20 protein-coding genes and 1 pseudogene are annotated in these 22,227 nt (G+C 52.2%); 17 read left to right on the top strand and 4 right to left on the bottom strand.

Annotated elements, in window-relative coordinates:
• The first annotated feature begins 1 nt into the window (after nt 1).
• From MON37_RS09785 to MON37_RS09760, 6 genes are all read left to right on the top strand, one after another.
• On the top strand, nt 2-502 hold the full coding sequence (locus tag MON37_RS09785) for a hypothetical protein (RefSeq protein ID WP_003759852.1): 501 nt from the start codon (nt 2-4) through the stop codon (nt 500-502).
• A 127-nt stretch (nt 503-629) separates the two neighbouring features.
• The gene (locus MON37_RS09780; protein WP_039409701.1) at nt 630-1,400 is read left to right on the top strand and encodes a DUF3304 domain-containing protein; all 771 of its coding nucleotides are present in this window, start codon (nt 630-632) and stop codon (nt 1,398-1,400) included.
• A 101-nt stretch (nt 1,401-1,501) separates the two neighbouring features.
• Nucleotides 1,502-1,792: an NTF2 fold immunity protein gene (locus MON37_RS09775; RefSeq protein ID WP_039409697.1), complete on the top strand. Its 291-nt coding sequence runs from the start codon at nt 1,502-1,504 to the stop codon at nt 1,790-1,792.
• A 50-nt stretch (nt 1,793-1,842) separates the two neighbouring features.
• The gene (locus MON37_RS09770; RefSeq protein WP_242883642.1) at nt 1,843-2,634 is read left to right on the top strand and encodes a hypothetical protein; all 792 of its coding nucleotides are present in this window, start codon (nt 1,843-1,845) and stop codon (nt 2,632-2,634) included.
• A gap of 42 nt (nt 2,635-2,676) precedes the next feature.
• Complete coding sequence (locus MON37_RS09765) at nt 2,677-3,339, top strand: PspA/IM30 family protein (protein WP_039409695.1); 663 nt, start codon at nt 2,677-2,679, stop codon at nt 3,337-3,339.
• A 1-nt stretch (nt 3,340) separates the two neighbouring features.
• Entirely contained in the window at nt 3,341-3,796 is a 456-nt protein-coding gene (locus MON37_RS09760) for a hypothetical protein (RefSeq protein ID WP_039409692.1), read from the top strand.
• Nucleotides 3,797-3,889: 93 nt separating this feature from the next.
• Here the strand turns inward: MON37_RS09760 and MON37_RS09755 are convergent, their stop codons facing one another.
• A complete protein-coding gene (locus tag MON37_RS09755; protein WP_039409690.1) occupies nt 3,890-4,339 on the bottom strand; it encodes a PepSY domain-containing protein in 450 nt (149 codons plus the stop codon).
• A gap of 49 nt (nt 4,340-4,388) precedes the next feature.
• Nucleotides 4,389-4,733 (bottom strand): hypothetical protein, encoded by a 345-nt coding sequence (locus MON37_RS09750; RefSeq protein WP_009312448.1) that lies wholly within the window; start codon nt 4,731-4,733, stop codon nt 4,389-4,391.
• A gap of 128 nt (nt 4,734-4,861) precedes the next feature.
• On the opposite strand from MON37_RS09750, the gene MON37_RS09745 reads away from it, so the two are divergent.
• The 10 genes from MON37_RS09745 to MON37_RS09695 all read left to right on the top strand — a co-directional run bounded on the left by MON37_RS09745 (nt 4,862) and on the right by MON37_RS09695 (nt 18,894).
• Nucleotides 4,862-5,089 (top strand): hypothetical protein, encoded by a 228-nt coding sequence (locus tag MON37_RS09745; RefSeq protein ID WP_003743669.1) that lies wholly within the window; start codon nt 4,862-4,864, stop codon nt 5,087-5,089.
• 68 nt (nt 5,090-5,157) lie between these two features.
• Complete coding sequence (locus tag MON37_RS09740) at nt 5,158-5,640, top strand: OsmC family protein (protein ID WP_039409687.1); 483 nt, start codon at nt 5,158-5,160, stop codon at nt 5,638-5,640.
• A gap of 239 nt (nt 5,641-5,879) precedes the next feature.
• Nucleotides 5,880-6,545, top strand: a complete 666-nt coding sequence (locus MON37_RS09735) for a YqiJ family protein (protein WP_003767067.1) — start codon at nt 5,880-5,882, stop codon at nt 6,543-6,545.
• Between the two features lie 130 nt (nt 6,546-6,675).
• Nucleotides 6,676-7,080: a hypothetical protein gene (locus tag MON37_RS09730; RefSeq protein ID WP_003759835.1), complete on the top strand. Its 405-nt coding sequence runs from the start codon at nt 6,676-6,678 to the stop codon at nt 7,078-7,080.
• 473 nt (nt 7,081-7,553) lie between these two features.
• Nucleotides 7,554-9,266, top strand: coding sequence for a flotillin family protein (locus MON37_RS09725; protein ID WP_039409681.1), 1,713 nt, complete (start codon nt 7,554-7,556; stop codon nt 9,264-9,266).
• 125 nt (nt 9,267-9,391) lie between these two features.
• Nucleotides 9,392-12,874, top strand: coding sequence for a chromosome segregation protein SMC (smc, locus tag MON37_RS09720; protein WP_039409679.1), 3,483 nt, complete (start codon nt 9,392-9,394; stop codon nt 12,872-12,874).
• A gap of 183 nt (nt 12,875-13,057) precedes the next feature.
• On the top strand, nt 13,058-14,173 hold the full coding sequence (gene asd, locus MON37_RS09715; protein ID WP_039409676.1) for an aspartate-semialdehyde dehydrogenase: 1,116 nt from the start codon (nt 13,058-13,060) through the stop codon (nt 14,171-14,173).
• A 349-nt stretch (nt 14,174-14,522) separates the two neighbouring features.
• Nucleotides 14,523-16,565 (top strand): ATP-dependent DNA helicase RecG, encoded by a 2,043-nt coding sequence (gene recG, locus MON37_RS09710; protein WP_156122153.1) that lies wholly within the window; start codon nt 14,523-14,525, stop codon nt 16,563-16,565.
• Nucleotides 16,566-17,830: 1,265 nt separating this feature from the next.
• Complete coding sequence (locus tag MON37_RS09705) at nt 17,831-18,319, top strand: pilin (protein WP_039409671.1); 489 nt, start codon at nt 17,831-17,833, stop codon at nt 18,317-18,319.
• 95 nt (nt 18,320-18,414) lie between these two features.
• Complete coding sequence (locus MON37_RS09695) at nt 18,415-18,894, top strand: pilin (protein ID WP_039409668.1); 480 nt, start codon at nt 18,415-18,417, stop codon at nt 18,892-18,894.
• Between the two features lie 414 nt (nt 18,895-19,308).
• Here the strand turns inward: MON37_RS09695 and MON37_RS12530 are convergent.
• Nucleotides 19,309-19,374: pseudogene (locus tag MON37_RS12530) on the bottom strand (transposase); the annotation flags it as partial.
• Between the two features lie 58 nt (nt 19,375-19,432).
• On the opposite strand from MON37_RS12530, the gene MON37_RS09685 reads away from it, so the two are divergent.
• Nucleotides 19,433-20,854: a sulfatase-like hydrolase/transferase gene (locus tag MON37_RS09685; protein WP_039409665.1), complete on the top strand. Its 1,422-nt coding sequence runs from the start codon at nt 19,433-19,435 to the stop codon at nt 20,852-20,854.
• Nucleotides 20,855-20,921: 67 nt separating this feature from the next.
• Here MON37_RS09685 and tyrS read toward each other — a convergent pair whose 3' ends face one another.
• The gene (gene tyrS, locus MON37_RS09680; RefSeq protein ID WP_039409663.1) at nt 20,922-22,217 is read right to left on the bottom strand and encodes a tyrosine--tRNA ligase; all 1,296 of its coding nucleotides are present in this window, start codon (nt 22,215-22,217) and stop codon (nt 20,922-20,924) included.
• Between the last annotated feature and the right edge of the window lie 10 nt (nt 22,218-22,227).

The raw sequence follows: 22,227 nt of genomic DNA, 5'->3' as shown, positions 1-22,227 counted from the left end.
TATGAATGCGACAAACCGTATCCCAGTTAGCGTGCGAATTACTCAGGAAGACGCTGATTTTATTGCCGAATTAAAAATCGAAGGCGCGAATACGCCGTCTGAAAAAATCCGCGAGCTGCTCAAGCAGGCGCGTTTGGCGCATACTCAGACGCGCGATTACGGTTCCGCGCTGACGGCGCAGGAGCAGTTTTTCCAAGCGGCGAAACATGACGTGCTGCACGCGGAAAAGCAGGCGGGGGTGCATTCGCATATCGTGGCGCGCTTGTTTGAACAGCTGCCCGACTTGGGCGCGACGCTTGCCGCCGACTTGCCCGAAGAAGCCGACCTAGACAGTTTGAAAAAATACGAACGCGAACTGATGTGGCGCATCGTCCGCCTCACCGACAGCATCTTGCAGCTCGCCGTAACCGGCAAAGGCGCGGCATACGACGATACCGTGCTGCAACAGCTTGAAAACACTTTGAAACTGGCGAAGATTGTGCAGCAGGCGGGCGAGGTTTGAGGCGTGAAGGAAGGGCTGACTGAAATATGGGGTACAGATGACATGGTTTTAATGAGTAGATTTGATTGTCAAGAAGCTGTCTGACATCTTTTTTCAGGTTACTGTTCCCATTTTTAAGGAATACTTAATGAAACCCTACCCCTACTTGTTATTGTTTTCCCTATTTTTGTCATCCTGCACGCAGGCTGAACCCAAACCGTCCGGCAGCGTCCCTGTTTCCGTCCGCAGCGTCAATTACAATGCCGATAGGGGCGTTACCTTCAGCCTTTATGACGTGGGCGGTAAAGCCGATCCGCAAATCAAGGAGAATCCGAACAACCCCATCGATATGGACGGTTATTATCCCGTTGGCGGTGACAACCTGACCGCACTTGCGGGAGGCGGCATTAATTGTTGCGCGGACCTTCCCGTCAAGTGGCGTCCGGATCTGAAATATACCGTTTTATGGCAGGAAGGGTCGGGTGTGATTGACGACGAGACGACGTACCGTTATACGGCGCAGTTGCCTGAATATACGAAACCCGAAGACATTACGGTGGCGTTTTACCCGAACCATCAGGTGGAATTCGTATTAGGTAGCGCAATGGCTGGTGAAGCGGGTTGGAAGGGGCGTGAGAAGGCAGATCCGCTGACGGCATGTATGGCAAAGAATGAGAAGAAGTTCTGCTATATGTATTTGCCGCATTATGAGAATGTGGATGATCAGTTTGCGGAAATAATGAGAAAAGATTGTCGCCATGTATTAGAGGGTCACCCAGAAAAAGTAGTTACTGTTTCTGCAAGTAAACAGGAATGTTTAGACTGGGAGAAAAAATGTTTGGCAGGTCTTGAATATCCAGAAGTTTCCAATAAGGAAATGTGTAGAATCAACTGGCGTTCACCAGAATATGGAGAGTAAAACTAGATGGCAAAAATGGCTGAGAAATGCAGAGAGCAACCTTTTGTATTAAGTCCAAATGAGTTAAATAATATCAATACATATAGAACCCCTTCAACAAAATGAAAATCCACCATTGGCTTCTGACCTGTATGTTCATCTATCCCTCTTTGGCGGTGAGTGCGGACGGCGGCGCACAACCTGTTACCGAGCAGCAAGTCCTGCGGCTGACTGAAATTTATGTGACGCAGCATTACGGCGAACAAACCGCTCAAGCGCAAAAGCCGTATCGGGTGAAAAAAGACGGGGAACATTGGATTATCAGCGGAAAACCACCTAAAGTGCTGGGCGGCAATTTCCGCGCCGTTATCGGAGCAAACGGTCGGCTGGAAGAAATCACGCATAGCAAGTAGTGCAAGGTTTGAGGTCGTCTGAAAGGCTTTCCCCTCAATCCTGAATACCCATGTCCAATATCAAAGGCAAGGCAACAAAGATGGAAAAATGGATAGCAGAAGCATACAAATTATTTGCACCTTACAGCGTGCGCTTCCCGCTGAATATCTGCACTTGCAATAGCTGCTCTCCCGAAGATTTTCAACAGGCGTTGTTGGAATATCCGTTACGCGAGATTCCTGTTGATATGTTGCAGGCGTATTTGGGCAGCGTGCCTTTGGACGACGGAGCCGCGACGGCTCTCGACATGAAACATTTTCTGCCGCGTATTTTGCAGGCTTTGGTTAACGAGGAAGATGTCCGATCGCTTGATGAAACGTTGCTCGATAAGTTGTGTTGCGATTTTCCCGAATGCTGGAAAAAAGAAGAAATCGATTGGCTAAAACGTTTCGCCGTCGCTTGGTTTGACTCGCAACTGACTGCGCCCCGCTACGAAGGCTGCTTGGTTGTTTGGCTGAATATGTTTCAATTTGCCGGATTGGATGTTGTCGACGAACTGCTGGCAGTGTGGACGGAGCAGGCGGATAAAACGGCAGCTTTACGCGAATTTGTCGACTTGTATTTAGAGATTCCGTATGGAAGCGATGAGCCGGATTGGTACAAAGTCTGCTATCTGCCCGAGCATTGTCCGAATAGAACGCAATTCGCAGCCCGACTGTCGGCTTGGTTTACCCACCCGGATACCCGCGCCACATTCAGACGAGCTTTAGAACAAGCCCTGCTGGAAGGCAAAGAAGACGAAAACGAAACATTGTCATGGGAGCAATGTTACGACTGGTTGGCGCAATCGGATGCCGGCTAAACACAATATTTCTCATGATTTCATAAAGAAAGGAAAATCCAAATGAGCGAAACCCTATCCCGCAGAGTGGGCCGTCTGGTGAGCGGCGGTTTTCATGCCCTGATTGATGCGGCGGAAAACCTTGCGCCTGAGGTGGCAATGAACGAGAGCATCCGCGAAATCGAGCGGGCAGTGGACGAGGTGCGTGCCGAATTGGGCAAGGTGTTGGCGCAGAAACACCTTGCCGCCAAGAAAATGGCGGACGAGAGCAACCGCCACGAAGCCATCGATGCCAACCTGCAAGCCGCCGTAGCCGCTGGGCGCGACGATCTTGCCGAGGCGGGTATCGCCGAACAAATGGACATCGAAGCACGTCTGCCTGTTTTGGAAAACACCATCGCCGACTGTGCCGCGCAGGAAAAAGAACTTGAAGGCTTTATCGCCGCCTTGCAGGCGAAAAAACGCGAGATGCAGCAGCAGTTGCAAGACTGGCGTGCCGCGCAGCAAAGCACGGGCGCAGGCAAAGCGGCAGGCGGCAGCGACCTCAACCGCATCGCCCGTGATGCCGAAAAAAGCGGCAACGCTTTCGACCGCGTGATGGGTCGTCAGAACGCGGTACACAGCAGCACCGATGCGGCGCAGTTGGCAAAATTGAAGGAATTGGAAGATTTGAGCCGCAACAACCGTATTGCCGAACGGTTGGCGGCGTTGAAGGCAGGGAAATAATATGTTTTTTGCTGACAGAGTTTATGAGCTTGATGAGCAGATTGCTTTCTACCATAAGATGTTGAATCACCATGCTGCATGGTTGCTGTTGTCGACTGTTGCGGTTTGGTCTCTTAGTGATAATCACCCCATCCCCGCAATAGTTGCTGCTATTTTAATCGTGGGATTCTATGCTGTTATTATCATGAATGACTTGAAAGCAAAATATGGTGACAAATTGATCGTGGATGGATGGAAAATCCATATCAAAAAAGCCATAGAAATGCTGAAAGTAGAGATTTTGGAAGGTTGTGAAGAGTCGGAGCGGCAAAAACTCTTAGATTTATTAGAGGAGAAATGCCATAGCCGGATAAAGTTTAAAAATTTCCTCAAACATCGTCCGTTTCTAATTGCGTATGTTTTTTGGGCTTGGATGTTTTATGAAAATCTGATTGCATTTCTTCGTTATATAAAATAAGCCAAGTTTTCAGACGACCTTCTTTGTCGGAAAGGTCGTCTGAAAAGAAAAACGCCGCGCGGAGTTTGCCCTTGCGGCGCATGGCGGAACGGATCAGTAGTCGATGCGTTCGCTGATGATGCGTAAATCCGGCCATGAGAAAACGATGTCGTATTCGCGTCCGTTTTTGAAGGCTTCGGCTTTCAATACGGGGCGGCCGCGGCGGTCGTCGGCTTCGATTTCGTGAACTTGGTAGCCGCGTCGTTCGAGAATCCGCATCACTTGTGCGCGTTTTTGCTCGAAGGACGGATCGCTGTAAATTTGGTGTTCGATGTAGTCGTCATCGTAATACTTGCCGTCGCGGTAACGGTAGTCGTCATTACGGTCGTAATCGCGCTCATAGCGGTCGTCGTAACGATCATCATAGCGGTCATCGTAACGGTCATAACGCTGCTCGTAGCGGTCGGTACGATAGTCGTCATCGTAATAGTCGTAAGGATAAGGGGCGGCACAAGCGGTCAGTGCGATACTGCCTAAGAGTAATACCGGTAAGAGTTTTTTCATGTCGTATCCTTTCGGGACGTGGGGTAAGTAAAGAATATTCGGAAGCGGATTATAAATCGACGCGTTCTACGAGAATGTTTAAATCGGGATAAGACATCACGATTTTGTATTCCAAGCTGCCTTTGTAGGCCTCAAATTCCAAAACGGGTCTTGCCCAATAGAGGTCGGTGTCGGAATCGTGGACCTCATAGCCCCTGCTGTGCAGGATGGACAAAGCGCGGTCGTGGTGTTGCGCGAACGCCGGGTCTGTTTCCATGCGGTATTGGGCGTAGTCTTCGTAAAGGTCGAAACCTTCTGCTGCAAGAAAAATGGCGCAAACAGCGGCGACAGGAAGCAGCAGTTTTTTCAAAAGCGGTTTGGACGGCTTTGTATATTGCGACTGAGAATGTTTCATTTCGTTCCCTTTGCGTCTGTTGTCGGTATAGACATTTAAACACGCAGGACTTAGGGAAAAGTTAGGAGCGGTTTCAGACGACCTTTCTTTACGATACGCACAGGTCGTCTGAAAAATAGGGGAATTTCATGATTTTTGCCATTTTGATCGGCTTGCTAACCGCCGTCTTGCTTTACTTTGTGATGTTTAAGGATTGGGACGAATTTGTCGAATGCGTCGAATTCTATTGCACCCCCGACATCATCAGCGCGCTACGGGGGCGGTATTGGGATGACGTATGGGCGGAAACCAAAATCCTGCTGTGGCTGGGCATCAGTTTGGCGGCGGGCGCATCGGCTTATGCCTGGCTCAACTAGAGTCGGCGTTTCAAGGCGGATACCGTCTTTATTGCCGCGAACAGTAAATAATTGAAAGGAATGTCAAAATGAGCAAAAAACACACCTACCGCACCGCGACAACATGGACGGGCAATCTCGGCGAAGGCACTTCGTCCTACACCGCTTATTTGCGCAATTTTACCGTTTCCGCCGAGGGCAAGCCCGACCTGCACGGTTCCGCCGACCCGGCCTTCCGCGGCGATGCGGGCCGCTGGAACCCCGAAGAAATGCTGTTGGCCGCCGTTTCTGCCTGTCACAAACTATGGTACCTGCACTTGTGTGCCGACGCGGGCATCTGTGTTACCGCCTACACCGACCACGCCGAAGCAGTAATGGACGAAGGCGGTGGCGGGAACCCGGGGCGTTTCGTCTCCGCCGTGTTGAAGCCGCGCGTTACCATCGCCGCAGGAAACGACCGCGCCAAGGCTTTGGAACTGCATCACGAAGCGCACCGCCTGTGTTTCATCGCCAATTCGGTCAACTTTCCAATTGAATGCCGCGCTGAGATTGAGAGCGAAGAGGCTGTCTGAAAACCGAATGTCTGTTTGGGATGCACGGATAGGTCAAATTCAAATAAGGCATACCTAATGCCGTCATTCCCGCGCAGGCGGGAATCCAGACCTCGATTCTAGAAGTATTATTTGAAGATTGCCGTCATCTCAAACTTCTGGATTCCCGCCTGCGCGGGAATGACGACAATCAAACATTCAAATTTTCGCAAGCAGTCTATTTAAGGTCGTCTGAAAGTTGACAGAACAAGGAACGGAATATGTGGAATTTAATCAACGCCCCCGAAACAGAAATCTTCGGCATCGCCATAGCGCTGATGGTTTTACTCGGCGTGTTGGAAGTCATCTCCATGCTGGCGGGCGGCATCAGCGACTGGCTGGACAATCTGCTGCCCGACAGTCTGACCGAAACCGCGCACGCCGAAGTCGGGCTGGACGCAGCGGACGCGGGCGTGTTCGTCAGGTTTCTGAGCTGGCTGTATGTCGGTCGTGTGCCGGTGTTGATGCTGATGGTGGTGTTCCTTGCCGTGTACGGACTGACGGGCTACCTGTTTCAGACGACCTTTGCCGCCGTGTTCGGTAGCTATCTGAACGGATGGCTGGCGGCAGTAGCCGTGTGGTTCCTTTCGCTGCCGCTGGTGCGCCTGACGGCGGGCGGACTGTACAAAATCATGCCCAAAGACGAAACCACCGCCGTTTCGCAGGAAAGCCTAATCGGACGCATAGGCACAGTGGTGCTGGGCGAAGCGCGGGCAGGCAGCGCGGCGCAGGTGCGGGTGAAGGATGTATATGGTCAACAGCATTATGTGATGGCAGAACCGGATTCCGACGAAGTGTTGAAACAAGGCGACGCGGTGTTGCTGGTGTCGCTGGAGGGAAATACGTTTAAGGCAATTTTGAATCCGAGCGGGAGCTTGGTGGATTGAGGTCGTCTGAAAATGAAGTTCCTGTACATACCTTAATTAGTTACATACTTGAACAGTCCGTTTTTCAAATGACCACTATCAGCATAATTTAAAAAAATTTATCGTTTAACTCACAAAAAGGAAAAATGAAATGCCAAGAAGATTAGACGCAATTTCTGACGGACTTAAGCAGGCTTTGTTGAATACATCTTTTGAGAATCAGGTGGTTGTTTGGTTAATGCAAGATGGGTGGCAGGTTTTTACCCCCGTTTTGGATCATGGGCATAAAACGGATATTTTAATTTCGGACGGAAAACGTTATTTCCGTATCCAAATCAAAACAGTAGATGCCAATAAGGGTAAGAAGCAAGAAGTATCGAATCAATGGGGAGAAATTAAGATTGATTTTGTTATTTATTTTGCACGAAATGGTGAATGGGGTTGCATTGCTCCAGCATTCTCCGAAAATAAAAAGCCTTTGAATGCCCCTGAACATAAGATGTTCTTATTAAAAAGAAATGAGTTTTTGACTGCTTTTCATACGGTTGATAATTAGCTCGGTAGGTCGGATTCTTGAATCCGACAGATTGCCCCGCTTCATCAGTATTGCACCTAACCGAAATTGTCGGATTCGAGAATCCGACCTACCTTTAAAACTGCTATTTTTAACCTTTTCAGACGACCCTAAATTCCAAAAAACCGTCTGAACCGACGCCCCTCAAGTAGTCCGTAGCGTGGGCTTCGCCCACGAAGCAAACATCTCGGATGATCGTTTGATTCAAACGACAGTAGGTCGCGGGCAAAGCCCACGCTACGGTTTGCAAAAAACAGAAATGGTAGGTCGGATTCTTGAATCCGACGAACCGCTCCGCTTCAGCCGTATTGCACATAACCGAAATTGTCGGATTCAAGAATCCGACCTACCTTTAAAACCGCTATTTTTAACCTTTTCAGACGACCCCAAACCCTAAAAAAACCGTCTGAACCCACGCCCCTCAAGGGTATATCGACAACAAGAAAGGAAAACCCATGAACTTAGTTTCCATCGGCATCATCGCCGGCGTCATACTCATCGCGCTGTTTGTACTCGGCCTCATCCTCACCCGCCTGTACCGCCGCGCCAGCAAAGAAGTCTCCTTCGTCCGTACCGGCTTCGGCGGCGAAAAAGTCATCATGAACGGCGGCGCGATGGTGCTGCCCGTGCTGCACGAAATCATCCCCGTCAACATGAACACATTGCGTCTTGAGGTGCGCCGCGCGGCGCAGCAGGCGTTGATTACCCGCGACCGGATGCGCGTCGATGTGATGGCGGAGTTTTACGTCCGCGTCAAACCCAGCGCCGAGAGCATCGCCACCGCCGCGCAAACGCTGGGTATGAAAACTATGTCGCCCGACGAATTGAAAGACCTCGTCGAAGGTAAATTCGTTGATGCCCTGCGCGCTGTCGCCGCCGAAATGGCGATGGAAGAGCTGCACGAGAAACGTGTTGATTTCGTTCAGAAAGTGCAACAAGTCGTGAGCGAAGACTTGTTTAAAAACGGCCTCGAACTCGAAACCGTTTCCCTGACCGGCCTCGACCAGACCAGCTTTGAGTTTTTCAACCCGCAAAACGCCTTTGACGCGGAAGGTCTGACCAAACTGACCGAAACCATCGAAGGCCGCCGCAAAAAACGCAACGAAATCGAACAAGACACCGATTTGGCGATTAAAACCAAAAACCTCGAAGCCGAGCAGCAACGCCTGAAAATCTCGCGCGAAGAAGAATACGCCAAACTCGAACAAGAACGCGAAATCGCCGTGCGCCGCGCCGAACAGGAAGCCAGCATCGCCGAGCAGGAAGCGCAGAAAAAACGCGAAGCGGAAGAAGCCAAAATCGCCGCCGAACGCGAAGTGGATTTGAAACGCATCGCTGCCGAACGCGACATTAAAAACGAAGACATCCGCAAAGCCCAAGCCGTCGAGCAGGCGGAGGTCGAGCGCCGCAAAGCCATCGAGCTTGCCGAACAAGACCGCGCCATTGCCGTTGCCGAAAAATCGCGTGCCGAATCCGAAGCCAAAGCCGAGGCCGACAAAGCCCGTGCCGCCGCCGTTCGTGAAGAAGAGAGCGTGATTACCGTACGCGAAACCGAACGCGCCGAACGTGCCAAAGCCGTAGAACTGATTGCCGCCGAAGAAGCCGCGCAAAAAGACGCGATTTCGCTCACCGTCGCCGCCGAAGCCGAGAAACAGGCCGCGCAAGACCGCGCCGAAGCCGTGCGCATCGCCGCCGAAGCCGAAGCCGAGAAACAACGCCTGCAAGCCAAAGGTGAAGCCGATGCCAAAGTCCTGCTGGCACAAGCGCAAGAGCAGCAATACAAAGTCGATGCCGAAGGTACCCGCGCCGTGAACGAAGCCGCCAACGTGCTGAGCGTCGAGCAAGTCGAAATGCAAGTGCGCCTCGCCCTGTTGAAACACCTGCCCGACATCATCCGCGAATCCGTGCGTCCGATGGAAAACATTGACGACATCAAGATTCTGCAAGTCAACGGCTTGGGCGGATTCAGCGGCGCTGCCAACGGCTCCGAAGGCGTGTCGGACGGTCAAACCACACAAGCCAGCCTCGCCGACCAAATGGTCAACAGCGCCCTGCGCTACCGCAGCCAAGCCCCGCTGGTTGACGGCCTCTTGAAAGAATTGGGCCTGAACGGCGGCGACATCAACGGTCTGACGCAAGGGCTGGATAAAGGCATCGGCAAGGAATAAGCCGCGCCGTTAAGAAGGTCTGAAAGCAAAGGTCGTCTGAAACCTCGAAACAGGGTTTCAGACGACCTTTTGTCAGATGTTTTAGTATAAAATCCCACTTTATTTTTTCTCCCCGTCCTTGTCCCATGCGCCTGACCCACATCAAACTCTCCGGCTTCAAATCTTTTACCGACCCGACCACGATTCATGTTCCGGGGCAGCTTGTTGCGGTTATCGGGCCGAACGGCTGCGGCAAGTCGAATGTGATTGACGCGGTGCGCTGGGTGTTGGGCGAGGCTTCGGCGAAGCAGCTTCGCGGCGAGAGTATGCAGGACGTGATTTTTAACGGTGCGGCGACGCGCCGTCCCGCGCCGAGGGCTTCGGTGGAGCTGGTGTTTGACAACAGTGACCACAGTTTGCAGGGGGCGTGGGGGCAGTATGCCGAGGTGAGCATCAAGCGGCAGCTGACGCGTCAGGGCGAATCGACTTATTTCATCAACAATCAGACCGTGCGCCGCCGCGACATTACCGATTTGTTTCTGGGTACGGGCGTGGGGGCGCGCGGTTATGCCGTTATCGAACAGGGGATGATTTCGCGCATCATCGAAGCGCGGCCGGAGGAGTTGCGCGCCTATATCGAGGAGGCGGCGGGCGTGTCCAAATATAAGGAACGCCGCAAGGAGACGGAAGGCCGTCTGAAAGACACGCGCGAGCATTTGCAGCGTTTGGGCGATTTGCAGAACGAGTTGGCGCGGCAGGTGGAAAAGCTGGAGAAACAGGCGGAAACCGCCGAACGCTACAAATCCCTGACCGCGCAGTTGAACCAACAACAGGATTTGCTCGATTACGCCCAATGGCAGCAATCGCTTGCCGCCGCCGACAAGGCGACCGCGCAGCATCAGTCTTTGCAGGCGCAGCAGGACGAAACCGCCGCGCAGGTTCAGGCGTTAAACGACGAAGTACACGCCTTGCAGACTGCCGAACAGTCGCAGCAGCAGGCGGTACACGAATTGAGCAACAAACGCGGCGTGTTGCGCGAACAGATTGCCCGTTTGGAAGAGCAAATCCGCCATCAGCAAAACCTGCACCAACGCATCGAACGCGACAAGCAGGCGGCGCAGGCGCAGATGCAGCGCATCCATCAGGAGCAGCAGCAAATCCGCGTGCAGCTTGAAGAAAACGAGTTGCAGGCCGAGGAAAAGCAAACCGAATTGGCGGAATGGGCGATGCAGGTTGCCGAACACGAAGAGCGTCTGCCTGAATTGGAAGAAGCCCAAGCCACGCTTAACGCCGCCTTCCAAACCCAGCAGGACGAGGCAAACCGCATCCGCCGCGAACTGGCGTTGAAGCAGCAGCAGCTTGCCCATGCCGAACAAACCGTTGCCAAGCACGAAGAGCGCAAAGGTCGTCTGAAACAGGAAAACCAAGCCCTGAACCTGCCCGACGAAGCCGAAACCGCCGCCGCGCAGGAAGCCGCCGCCTTGTTGCAAAGCCAGCAAGAGCATTACGAAGAACAAATCATTGCCGCCGAAGAAGCCTTACACGCCGCCCGCGAAGCGTTTCATACGACCTCAAACCGCTTCCAAAGCCTGAAGCAGCAACACATCACCTTGCAGGCGCAGCAGCAGGCGTTGTCGCAAATCCTGTCGCAACAGCAGGAAGCCGCCGACTTCTGGCAGGCAACCGACCACGCCGCCGCGCAGCAGCTGTGGCAACACATCACCGCGCCCACCGAGTGGCAGCACGCCTTGTCCGTCATCCTTGCCGAACGCCTGCACGCCCGCGCCGTGCCGCAAGGCTTCGTTCCGCCCGCACCTTTGCCGCAGGGGCAGGCGGCATGGCTTTCAGACGACCTCTCCGGCGGCATCAAAAAATCCCTGCCCGTACAGGCATTGCTGAACCAAATCCAAGCGCAGCCGCCGTTTCAGACGGCGTTGCACCACTGGCTCGACGGCGTATTGTGCGCGCCCGATTTGAGCTACGCCCTCGCGCATCAAAGCGATTTGGGCGCACACCAAATCTGGCTCACGCCCGAAGGCCATCAGGTCGACAAAGTCAGCGTCCTGCTCTATGCCAAACCCGCGCAGGAAAGCCTGATTGCCCAAAAAGCGCGCCTCGACGGCATCGCTTCCGAACTGGAAAACCTCGCCCCCGAACTTTTCGCCGCCGAAGCCGCGTTCAAACAGGCGGAGGCTACCGTGCGCTCGTCCGAAGTGCAGCACAAAAACCTGATGCAGCAGCAACAGCAACACACGCGCCAATACAGCCAGGCGCAGCAACGCGCCGCCGAACTTCTGGCGCGTACCAACCAAGGGCAAATCCGCCGCGAACACATCGAGCGCGAACTGGCGCAGTTGGCGGAAGAACAGACCGTGTTGCAACACACGTCCGACGGGCTTTCAGACGACATCGTTACTTTGCAAGAAGCCGCCGCCGAACTCGAACACCAACAGCAAACCACCGCGTACAGCCGCCAAGAGCAGCAAGGCCGTCTGAAACAGGCGCAGCTTGCCCTGTTGGAAGCCAACCGCCAATACGGGCTGGCCGAAGTCGCCGTCCACAAACTCAACCAGCAAAAACAAAACTACCAGCAGCAAATCGCCCGGCTCGAACAGCAAACCCTGGACTGGCAGGAACGCCAGCAAGAGCTTGCCCTCGCCTATGAAACCGAGTTCCAAAACGACGAGCAGCACATCAAGCTCGACGAGCTGACCGAAGCCGTACACACGCTGGACGAAGAATACATCGCCGTGCAGGAAAAACTCGCGCAGATTCAGGAGCAGGGCAGGGAACAATACGCCCGCGTACAAACCCTGCAAACCAAGCTGCCGCAGCTTCAGGCCGCCACCCAAACCGCCCTGTTGCAGCAGCAGGAAGCCATGATCAACGCCAAACGCTACCATCAAAACCTGACCGAACGCGCCGCCGATTTGGACGCGCTCGAAGCGTTGGCGAAAGAATCGCCGAAAGTATTGAACAGCAGCATCGGCAGCCTCACCCAGCAAATCGAAGCCCTCGGCGCCGTCAACCTCGCCGCCCTGCAAGAACTCGAAGAAGCGCGCGAACGCGACGGCTACTACCGCAGCCAGAGCGAAGACGTGCAGGCCGCCATCACCCTTTTGGAAGAAGCCATCGCCCAAATCGACGACAAAACCAAAGAGCGTTTCAAAGAAACCTTCGATGCCGTCAACGGCAAAGTCCAAACCTTCTTCCCCACCCTGTTCGGCGGCGGCGAAGCCACCCTCAAAATGATAGGCGACGACCTCCTGACCGCCGGCGTGTCCATCATGGCGCGCCCGCCCGGCAAGAAAAACAGCACCATCCACCTCCTCTCCGGCGGCGAAAAAGCCCTCACCGCCATGAGCCTCGTGTTCGCCCTGTTCAGCCTCAACCCCGCCCCCTTCTGCCTTCTGGACGAAGTCGACGCCCCGCTGGACGATGCCAACACCTCGCGTTTCTGTAACCTGGTCAAAGAAATGTCGGCGCAAACCCAGTTCCTCTACATCTCCCACAACCGCCTGACCATGGAAATGGCGGAGCAGCTGGTCGGCGTAACCATGCAGGAAAAAGGCGTATCGCGCGTCGTTGCCGTGGACATCAAACAGGCGTTGGAAATGGCGGAACCGTGATGAGGTGGGGGAATTTTGATTGAGTTTGATACGGAAAGGTCGTCTGAAAGTGTATTTCAGACGACCTTTTATTTCTTTCTAGAGATGCTATAAAAAACTTTACATTTACCTCAAACAGGTTTAAAACTCTTCCTTTTTCCCTATTCAGAAATTTGTTAACAATTTCCCCCTAAGGAGCTCAACATGAAAGTAGGTTTCGTCGGCTGGCGCGGTATGGTCGGTTCGGTTTTGATGCAGCGTATGAAAGAAGAAAACGACTTCGCCCATATTCCCGAAGCGTTCTTCTTCACCACATCCAACGTCGGCGGCACGGCACCTGATTTCGGTCAGGCGGCGAAAACATTATTGGACGCGAACGACGTTGCCGAACTGGCGAAAATGGACATCATCGTAACCTGCCAAGGCGGCGATTACACCAAATCCGTGTTCCAACCCCTGCGCGACAGCGGCTGGAACGGCTACTGGATTGACGCGGCGTCATCCCTGCGCATGAAAGACGACGCGATTATCGTCCTCGACCCAGTCAACCGAAACGTCATCGACAACGGCCTCAAAAACGGCGTGAAAAACTACATCGGCGGCAACTGCACCGTCTCCCTGATGCTGATGGCGCTGGGCGGCCTGTTCCAAAACGATTTGGTCGAATGGGCGACCAGCATGACCTACCAAGCCGCATCCGGCGCGGGCGCGAAAAATATGCGCGAACTCATCAGCGGCATGGGCGCGATTCACGCCCAAGTGGCGGACGAGCTTGCCGATCCTTACAGCGCGATTCTCGACATCGACCGCAAAGTGTCCGATTTCCTGCGCAGCGAAGACTATCCGAAAGCCAACTTCGGCGTACCGCTCGCCGGCAGCCTGATTCCGTGGATTGACGTGGATTTGGGCAACGGCCAGTCCAAAGAAGAATGGAAAGGCGGTGTGGAAACCAACAAAATCCTCGGCCGCAGCGACAATCCGACCGTAATCGACGGCTTGTGCGTCCGCATCGGCTCTATGCGCTGCCACAGCCAAGCCATCACCCTGAAGCTGAAAAAAGACCTGCCCGTTTCCGAAATCGAAGCGATTTTGGCAGGCGCGAACGACTGGGTGAAAGTCATCCCCAACGAAAAAGAAGCCAGCATCCACGAGCTGACGCCCGCCAAAGTTACCGGCACGCTGTCCGTCCCCGTCGGACGCATCCGCAAACTGGGCATGGGCGGCGAATACATCAGCGCGTTCACCGTCGGCGACCAGCTCTTGTGGGGCGCAGCCGAACCCCTGCGCCGCGTGTTGCGCATCGTGTTGGGCAGTCTGTAAGATTTGCAGGTCAAACAAAAAAGCAACGGTTTATCCGTTGCTTTTTTTATCAAGGTCGTCTGAAAGTAGCAGGGGTGGACGGATTCTTAAATTTGACGGTTTATAGTGATTTACATAGAAACCTTATGCCGTTATTCCCGCGCAGGCGGGAATCTAGAGATTTGAAATCATGGCAACTTTGTAAATTTTTCTGAAACCCCGAAATCGAGATTCCCTCCCGCGCGGGAATGACGGCATGGGCAAATTATCAAACCCACCTGTGCAATGCCTCCAAGGTCGTCTGAACGTCCTTTCAGACGACCCCTTCTTACATTTTCAGCTAAAATACGCGCCATTAAAGGACAAAGCCATGATGACGCCCGAAACTCAGAAACAGCTCAAAATTACCGACGTTTCCGCCAAGAAGCTCGACAAACTCAACCTCCATACCGCGTGGGATTTGGTTTTGCATCTGCCGCTGCGTTACGAGGACGAGACGCACATCATGCCGATTAAAGACGCGCCGATCGGCGTGCCGTGTCAGGTCGAGGGCGAGGTCATCCATCAGGAAGTAACGTTCAAACCGCGCAAGCAGCTGATTGTCCAAATCGCCGACGGTTCCGGCAGCGTCCTTTTTCTGCGCTTCATCCACTTTTACGCCAGCCATCAGAAGCAGATGGCGGCCGGCAAACGCATCCGCGCCGTGGGCGAAATCAAACACGGGTTTTACGGCGACGAGATGATTCATCCCAAAATCCGCGATGCCGAGGGCAGCGGTTTGGCGGAAAGCCTCACGCCGATTTATCCAACCGTAAACGGCTTGAACCAGCCCACTTTGCGCCGCATCATTCAGACGGCGTTGGACGTTACGCCGCTGCACGACACCTTGCCCGATGCCTTATTGGGTCGTCTGAAACTGCCGCACCTCGCCGAAAGCCTGCGCCTTTTGCATTCGCCGCCGCCGAGTTTCACCATTCATCAACTTTCAGACGGCACGCTGCCTGCATGGCAACGGCTCAAATTTGACGAACTTTTGGCGCAACAGCTTTCCATGCGCTTGGCGCGGCAGAAGCGTGTCAGCGGCACGGCGGCGGCATTGGGCGGCGACGGCACATTGACCCAAGCCCTGCGCCACGCCTTACCGTTTGCCCTGACCGATGCACAAGAACGAGTCGTGTCCGAAATCCGCCGCGACATGGCGCAAACCCACCCCATGCACCGCCTGCTGCAAGGCGATGTCGGCAGCGGCAAAACCATCGTCGCCGCCTTGTCCGCGCTGACCGCCATCGAATCCGGCGCGCAGGCGGCTGTGATGGCGCCGACCGAAATCCTTGCCGAACAGCATTTCATCAAGTTCAAACAATGGCTCGAACCTTTAGGACTCGAAGTCGTCTGGCTCTCCGGCAGCCAGCGCAAAAAAGCCAAAGACGAAGCCAAAGCCAAACTCGCCGACGGCACCGTCAAAATCGCCGTCGGCACGCACGCCCTGTTTTCAGACGACGTCGAGTTTCAAAATCTGGGCTTGGTGATTGTGGACGAACAACACCGCTTCGGCGTCGCCCAACGCCTCGCCCTCAAAAACAAAGGGCGCGACGTCCACCAGCTGATGATGTCCGCCACACCCATCCCGCGCACGCTCGCCATGAGTTTCTTCGCTGACTTAGACGTGTCCGTCATCGACGAATTGCCGCCCGGGCGCACCCCGATTAAAACCCGCCTCGTCAACAACGTCCGCCGCGCCGAAGTCGAAGGCTTCGTCCTCAACATCTGCCGCAAAGGGCAGCAGGCATACTGGGTCTGCCCGCTGATTGAAGAAAGCGAAACCCTGCAACTGCAAACCGCCACTGAAACCCTCGAGCAGCTTCAGGCAGCCTTGCCCGAACTCAACATCGGCTTGGTACACGGGCGCATGAAAGCCGCCGAAAAAGCCGAAGTCATGGCTCAGTTTGCCGCAGGCCGTCTGAACGTCTTGGTCGCCACCACCGTCATCGAAGTCGGCGTAGATGTGCCCAATGCCGCCCTGATGGTGATCGAACACGCCGAGCGCATGGGCTTGGCGCAGCTGCATCAATTACGCGGACGGGTAGGGCGCGGCGCGGCGGAAAGCGTGTGTGTCCTCCTGTTTGCCGAACCCTTGAGCGAACTCGCCAAAGCGCGGCTGAAAGTCATCTACGAACACACCGATGGCTTCGAAATCGCCCGCCAAGACCTCAACATCCGCGGCCCCGGCGAATTTCTCGGCGCGCGACAAAGCGGCGTCCCCATGCTGCGCTTCGCCAACCTCGAAGAAGACCTGCATCTCTTGGAACAGGCGCGCGAAATCGCCCCCTTGCTGATTGAACAAAACCCCGAAATCGTCGAAGCGCATCTGGCAAGGTGGCTTGCCAGCAGGGAAGGGTATTTGGGCGTGTGAGGTCATCTGAAAATCCAATCCCACTATTTTTACCTATGAAAACAGTCCCCACATTCCTGCCTGCTACACCGTCATTCCCGCGCAGGCGGGAATCCAGACCTACGGCTTTCAGAAATATTCAACGATTACCGCAGTATGGACTTTACCCACAGATATGGTTTGCAGAAATATCAGTTGCGGCGGGTCTCTTATATATTTTCGCGGGCAAAGCCCACGCTACGGCAGTTGCTTGCGGAAATCTATAAAGTCGTCTGAAAAATTCCTCTCATATCTCTTGCCAGCCGCGCCGTCATTCCCGCGCAGGCGGGAATCCAGACCTACGGCTTTCAGAAATATTCAACGATGGACGTAGCGTGGGCTTTGCCCACGAATATGGTTTGCAGAAATATCAGTTGCGGCGGGTCTTTATATATTCTCGCGGGCAAAGCCCACGCTACGGATGCCGATTGCAGATACCCGCAAGTCGTCTGAAAAAAACAGTTCCCACATCCCTGCCAGCCGCGCCGTCATTCCCGCGCAGGCGGGAATCCAGACCTTTGATTTTCAGAAATATTCAGCGATTACCGCAGTATGGGCTTTGCCCACGGATGCGGTTTGCAGAAATATTGGTCTCGACAGGGCGTTTATGTTTTACCGGCGAAACCCGCCATATTTTCAGACGACGTTTTTAGTCAAATCAAACGTTCAAAAATAAACTAAATATCTATAATTCGATTTTGAAAATTACCGTTTATCCGAATTAAAATCCGCCTATCAAATTTGTATAAAAAAATAACATAAAATCATCATATTAAAAATATAAAAAACTTCAAAATACCGCTTATCTAAAAACGATACCGCTTATCAAATCCATTTCAATATTATTAAAATAGGTATGAAAGTGACGAAATGCGTCATATGACATAAAACGTTTCCCTTTTCTTCTCAAAAATGACAAAACACGTCATATCCCCCCAAAAAATCCCACGTCATAAAAAAGCCAAAATCTGCCCGAAAAATCCTTCAAAACAAATTTAAACCTATTAAAAACATAAAATTACAAAATATTTTCACAAAAAATCCAAAAAAATCCAGACTTGGCACATCCCCTGCTTGATACATTACGTCCGGCAAGGGAAACGAAGCAACGAAGCCCGAACCGGGAAGCTGTATATTCCTTCTACTTGATGGTTTTACTCATAAACAAGCAGAGCCAAACACATTACGGATTTTTTAACAACAAACATTTTTTTATTCACAACACTTTTTAAACTGGAGTTTATTAAATGAAAGCAATCCAAAAAGGTTTCACCCTGATCGAATTGATGATCGTAATCGCAATTATCGGTATTCTGGCAGTTATCGCTCTGCCTGCTTACCAAGACTACACCGCCCGTGCCCAAGTTTCTGAAGCATTCTCTTTGGCTGAAGGTCAAAAAGCTGCCGTAATCGAATACTTTGCCGATAAAGGTGCTTATCCTACGTCTAATGAAGCTGCCGGCGTAGCTGCTTCCTCTAAGATTACCGGTAAATATGTAGACTCTGTTGCCATTGGTGGAAACGGTGTTATTACTGCTACCATGAAAGCCAAAAATGTTAACTCTGCTTTGACGAGCAAAACGTTGACTTTAACTCCGGCAACTTCTGCAGCAGCTGCTTCTGCTGCTAAAAATCCTGGTTCTTTCACGTGGACTTGCGGTGGTACTATCGATACCAAATACCGTCCTGCTGCCTGCCGCCCTGATGTTGCAACACCTGCAACAGGTAACAATTAATTCGACAGGTAAATTGAAAGCTTAAAAAAGACAAGACGGATTTATCCGTCTTGTCTCATATTTATAAAGAATAAATTTATATCACGGGAAAACCGATGAGCCCACATAATAATAAGTTATCTATCCGACAAGCAGGTTTTACATTAATAGAACTCATGATAGTTATTGGAATCATTGGAATTCTTGCGATGGTTGCTCTTCCTGCGTATCAAAATTATGTTGCCCGCGCCCAAGTTGGCGAGGGTATTATGCTGGCTGCCAGTATGAAGACGGAAGTTGAGGAGGCTTTTGCCGATAAGGGAAGTTTGCCGATTACGGTAACCGTCCCTCAAAAAAAGGATGCGGGAAATTATGTGAATATTGTCCGTATTGAAGGAGATGGTACGATTGTCGCGGGTATTGGGCAGAAGGCAGCAGTACCGATCAAGGGAAAAGAAATTTACCTGATTCCAAGTTTTTCTAAGCTGAAGCCGGGTCAAAATGCTGTGGGTAATACCGTATGGTCTTGCAGCGGCACAATGGACGAATATTTCCTTCCTGTTTCTTGTAAGACTGGAACGAAAAAAACGCCTTAGAACAAGCCGCGGGTCGTATTTCTGCCAATAGCGTGTGTGGCTGCACCTATACGGCTGCTGCGTTGCATGGGTGCGTGCCTCTGGCGACAAAGCGGCGTAGCGTGGGCTTTGCCCACGGATGATATCAGAGAAAAGGTCGTCTAAAATTTCGGCATGATTCGTGGGCAAAGCCCACACTACAGTTGAGGCACGCAGATGCTGCCCAACAAAATTTGAATATCCGCAATGTGGGGTTTGAAAAGCTAATCTGCTAAAAGGTCGTCTGAAAGTGTTTTCAGACGACCTTTTACATGGTCGAGGATGCTTCTTGTTCCCTGTTTTATAGTGGATTAACTTTAAACCGGTACGGCGTTGCCTCGCCTTAGCTCAAAGAGAACGATTCTCTAAGGTGCTGAAGCACCAAGTGAATCGGTTCCGTACTATCTGTACTGTCTGCGGCTTCGTCGCCTTGTCCTGATTTAAATTTAATCCACTATATTGTTTGGCATGGCGTTTGCTTCGTTTTTTCATCATTATTGATTTTTCTAGGGGTTTGCTGATGGAGCCTTCTTCTCTCTTATCAAAGCAAATTAGATTGCCGTCGCTGCGTCTGAAGTATTTTGCTTATGCGCTATTGCTCGTTGTATTGCCGAATCTGCTTTTTTGGATTTTGGCAGGACTTACAGGAACGGCGCGTCCGATTATCAATATGGATTATATTGCAGCGGCGGTTTTGTTTGCGCTCGGGTGGAAACCCGCCAAATGGGCGGGGGTGCTGCTTTTTTGGGTTGCGCTGCTGTTTGATGTGTTGATGCTGGTGATGCAGCAGTTCCCGTTTATGGATTTGCTGGGGGCTATATACCTTGCGCCCTTTATTATGAAGGCACCTTTGCTTTATCAGGTATTGACGGGCAGTTTGCTGTTGTATTTTTTGCTGATGCCTTTGATCTTGTCCAAAACGGCTGATAAAACTGATTTTTTCCATGTTTCGGTATTGGTTGCTCCGCTTTTGATTGCGGCTTATTTTACCGGGCATTTGCAGTATTACGAGCGTTCGGCGCAGTTTAATCTTTTCGGGGCGAATAATTTTTATTATGCGAAAAGTCAGTATCTGCTTTATTCGAGCAGCCAGAATGCTGAATTTATCAGACAGGGGTTACATAGTCCTGTATTTATGCCTTTGAAAAATCAGCAAAGGGCGGCATCGCATTTGCTGAAGCCACAATCGGACAAGATTCTTATGATAGTTGCAGAATCTTGGGGACAGCCCGACAAGCAGGCTTTGCAGGATGCGGTACTTGCTAAGTTATCGGAGCAAAAAGATCGTTTTTCGGTTTGGGAAGGCGGCAGTTTTAATTTTATCGGAGCGACTGTGGAGGGTGAGATGCGGGAGCTTTGTTCTTACAGCAGGGTACATGGTTTTGGGTTGCGCCGCGCTCCGGATGAGAAGTTTGCCCAATGCCTGCCCAATCTTATGAAGAAAGAAGGCTATCGGACCTTTGCCCTGCATGGGGCGAGCAGCGCGCTTTATGATCGCTTCAGTTGGTATCCGAAAGCAGGTTTTGAGGAGGTAAAAACAGCCGAAAATATGATCGGTAAAAAGACTTGCTCGGCATTTGGCGGGGTATGCGACAGTGTGTTGTTTGATGAGGTTTCATCATTCTTTGGAAAATATAACAAAGGGTTATTCTATTGGATGACGCTGACCAGCCATGCGGATTATCCTGAATCGGATTTGTTTGACCATCGTTTGCAGTGTGAGCAATATGGCCTGCCTACCGATACAGATTTATGCCGTAATTTCAGTTTGCATACTCAATTTTTCGACGGCTTGGCAGAATTGGTCAAACGCCCGGAGATGAAGGGGGTAGAAGTCATTGTTGTCGGTGACCATCCGCCTCCTGTAAAGAATATTGGTGAAACAATCAAATATTTGGAACAGGAGCAGGTTGCCTGGTTACATTTTAAAGTGAAGGATTGAGTTATTTGGTGAAATATGGGAAAGGTCGTCTGAAAAGTGTTTTCAGACGACCTTTGTCATTTAAGGTTTATTTCCAAACCAAGAGCGCGTGGTTGCGTTTGCCGCGCCGTACGATGGTGTATTTGCCGAAGCGTTTGTGCGCATCGGTCAGCAGATAGGCATCGTCGGGGCGTTCGGTAGCGTGGTTCGGATTGTTCAGTTCGGCGGCTTGTCCGTTGAGCAATACCGCTTTGCTGTTCACAAAACCGCGCGCTTCTTTGTTGGAAGATGCCAAGCCGGTTTTGACTAAGGCTTCAACGACGTTGAGGTCGTCTGAAACTTCAAATGCGGGCAGACCGTCGAGGGCAAGCTGCTCGAAGTCGCTTTCAGTCAGGCTGCTTTGGTCTTCGGCAAACAGGCTTTCAGAAATGCGCTGCGCGGCTTGCAGGGCGGCTTCGCCGTGAATCAGGTGGGTCATTTCTTCGGCGAGGATGCGTTGCGCTTCGGGTTTGGTGCCACTGGCTTTGTCTTTCGCTTCGATGGCGTCGATTTCTTCGATGGACAGGAAGGTGAAGTATTTCAGGAATTTATATACATCGGCATCGGCAACTTTCAGCCAGAACTGGTAGAACTGATACGGCGAGGTTTTCTTCGCGTTCAGCCATACCGCGCCGCCTTCGGTTTTGCCGAATTTGGTGCCGTCGGATTTGGTGACCAGCGGCAGGGTCAGACCGAATACTTGTTTTTGATTCAGACGACGTGTCAAGTCGATACCGGCGGTGATGTTGCCCCATTGGTCGGAGCCGCCGATTTCCAAAACCGCGCCATGACGCTTGTTCAATTCGGCAAAGTCGTAGCCTTGCAGCAGGGAGTAGGCGAACTCGGTGAAGGAAATGCCCACATCGTCGCGCTCGATACGCTGTTTGACGGATTCCTTGTTCAGCATGGCGTTGACGGAAAAATGTTTGCCGATGTCGCGCAGGAAGTCGAGGCAGTTCATGCTGCCGAACCAGTCGGCATTGTTCGCCATAATGGCGGCGTTTTCGCCTTCAAAGCTCAAAAACGGTTTCAGTTGGTTGCGGATGCTTTCTACCCAGCCTGCAACGGTTTCGGCGGAATTCAAGCTGCGCTCCACCGCTTTGAAGCTGGGGTCGCCGATCATACCGGTCGCGCCGCCCACCAAAGCAATCGGCGTATGTCCTGCCTGTTGGAAACGGCGCAATGCCAATACGGGCAGCAAATGGCCGATATGCAGGCTGTCGGCGGTCGGGTCGAAACCGCAGTAGAGGGAGATTTTTTGTTCGTTTAACAAAGCGTCTAAGGCTTCGATGTCGGTAGTTTGCGCGATAAGGCCGCGCGATTGTAGGTCTTGGATGACGCTCATCGGTATCTTT

This window comes from Morococcus cerebrosus, from assembly GCF_022749515.1.
Classification (GTDB): domain Bacteria; phylum Pseudomonadota; class Gammaproteobacteria; order Burkholderiales; family Neisseriaceae; genus Neisseria; species Neisseria cerebrosa.
This window is presented reverse-complemented; position numbering and strand designations above follow the sequence as displayed.

Coding starts and splice junctions, on each gene's coding strand:
- MON37_RS09785 (WP_003759852.1), top strand. CDS start 2: ATGAATGCGACAAACCGTATCCCAGTTAGCGTGCGAATTACTCAGGAA.
- MON37_RS09780 (WP_039409701.1), top strand. CDS start 630: ATGAAACCCTACCCCTACTTGTTATTGTTTTCCCTATTTTTGTCATCC.
- MON37_RS09775 (WP_039409697.1), top strand. CDS start 1,502: ATGAAAATCCACCATTGGCTTCTGACCTGTATGTTCATCTATCCCTCT.
- MON37_RS09770 (WP_242883642.1), top strand. CDS start 1,843: ATGTCCAATATCAAAGGCAAGGCAACAAAGATGGAAAAATGGATAGCA.
- MON37_RS09765 (WP_039409695.1), top strand. CDS start 2,677: ATGAGCGAAACCCTATCCCGCAGAGTGGGCCGTCTGGTGAGCGGCGGT.
- MON37_RS09760 (WP_039409692.1), top strand. CDS start 3,341: ATGTTTTTTGCTGACAGAGTTTATGAGCTTGATGAGCAGATTGCTTTC.
- MON37_RS09755 (WP_039409690.1), bottom strand. CDS start 4,339: ATGAAAAAACTCTTACCGGTATTACTCTTAGGCAGTATCGCACTGACC.
- MON37_RS09750 (WP_009312448.1), bottom strand. CDS start 4,733: ATGAAACATTCTCAGTCGCAATATACAAAGCCGTCCAAACCGCTTTTG.
- MON37_RS09745 (WP_003743669.1), top strand. CDS start 4,862: ATGATTTTTGCCATTTTGATCGGCTTGCTAACCGCCGTCTTGCTTTAC.
- MON37_RS09740 (WP_039409687.1), top strand. CDS start 5,158: ATGAGCAAAAAACACACCTACCGCACCGCGACAACATGGACGGGCAAT.
- MON37_RS09735 (WP_003767067.1), top strand. CDS start 5,880: ATGTGGAATTTAATCAACGCCCCCGAAACAGAAATCTTCGGCATCGCC.
- MON37_RS09730 (WP_003759835.1), top strand. CDS start 6,676: ATGCCAAGAAGATTAGACGCAATTTCTGACGGACTTAAGCAGGCTTTG.
- MON37_RS09725 (WP_039409681.1), top strand. CDS start 7,554: ATGAACTTAGTTTCCATCGGCATCATCGCCGGCGTCATACTCATCGCG.
- smc (WP_039409679.1), top strand. CDS start 9,392: ATGCGCCTGACCCACATCAAACTCTCCGGCTTCAAATCTTTTACCGAC.
- asd (WP_039409676.1), top strand. CDS start 13,058: ATGAAAGTAGGTTTCGTCGGCTGGCGCGGTATGGTCGGTTCGGTTTTG.
- recG (WP_156122153.1), top strand. CDS start 14,523: ATGATGACGCCCGAAACTCAGAAACAGCTCAAAATTACCGACGTTTCC.
- MON37_RS09705 (WP_039409671.1), top strand. CDS start 17,831: ATGAAAGCAATCCAAAAAGGTTTCACCCTGATCGAATTGATGATCGTA.
- MON37_RS09695 (WP_039409668.1), top strand. CDS start 18,415: ATGAGCCCACATAATAATAAGTTATCTATCCGACAAGCAGGTTTTACA.
- MON37_RS09685 (WP_039409665.1), top strand. CDS start 19,433: ATGGAGCCTTCTTCTCTCTTATCAAAGCAAATTAGATTGCCGTCGCTG.
- tyrS (WP_039409663.1), bottom strand. CDS start 22,217: ATGAGCGTCATCCAAGACCTACAATCGCGCGGCCTTATCGCGCAAACT.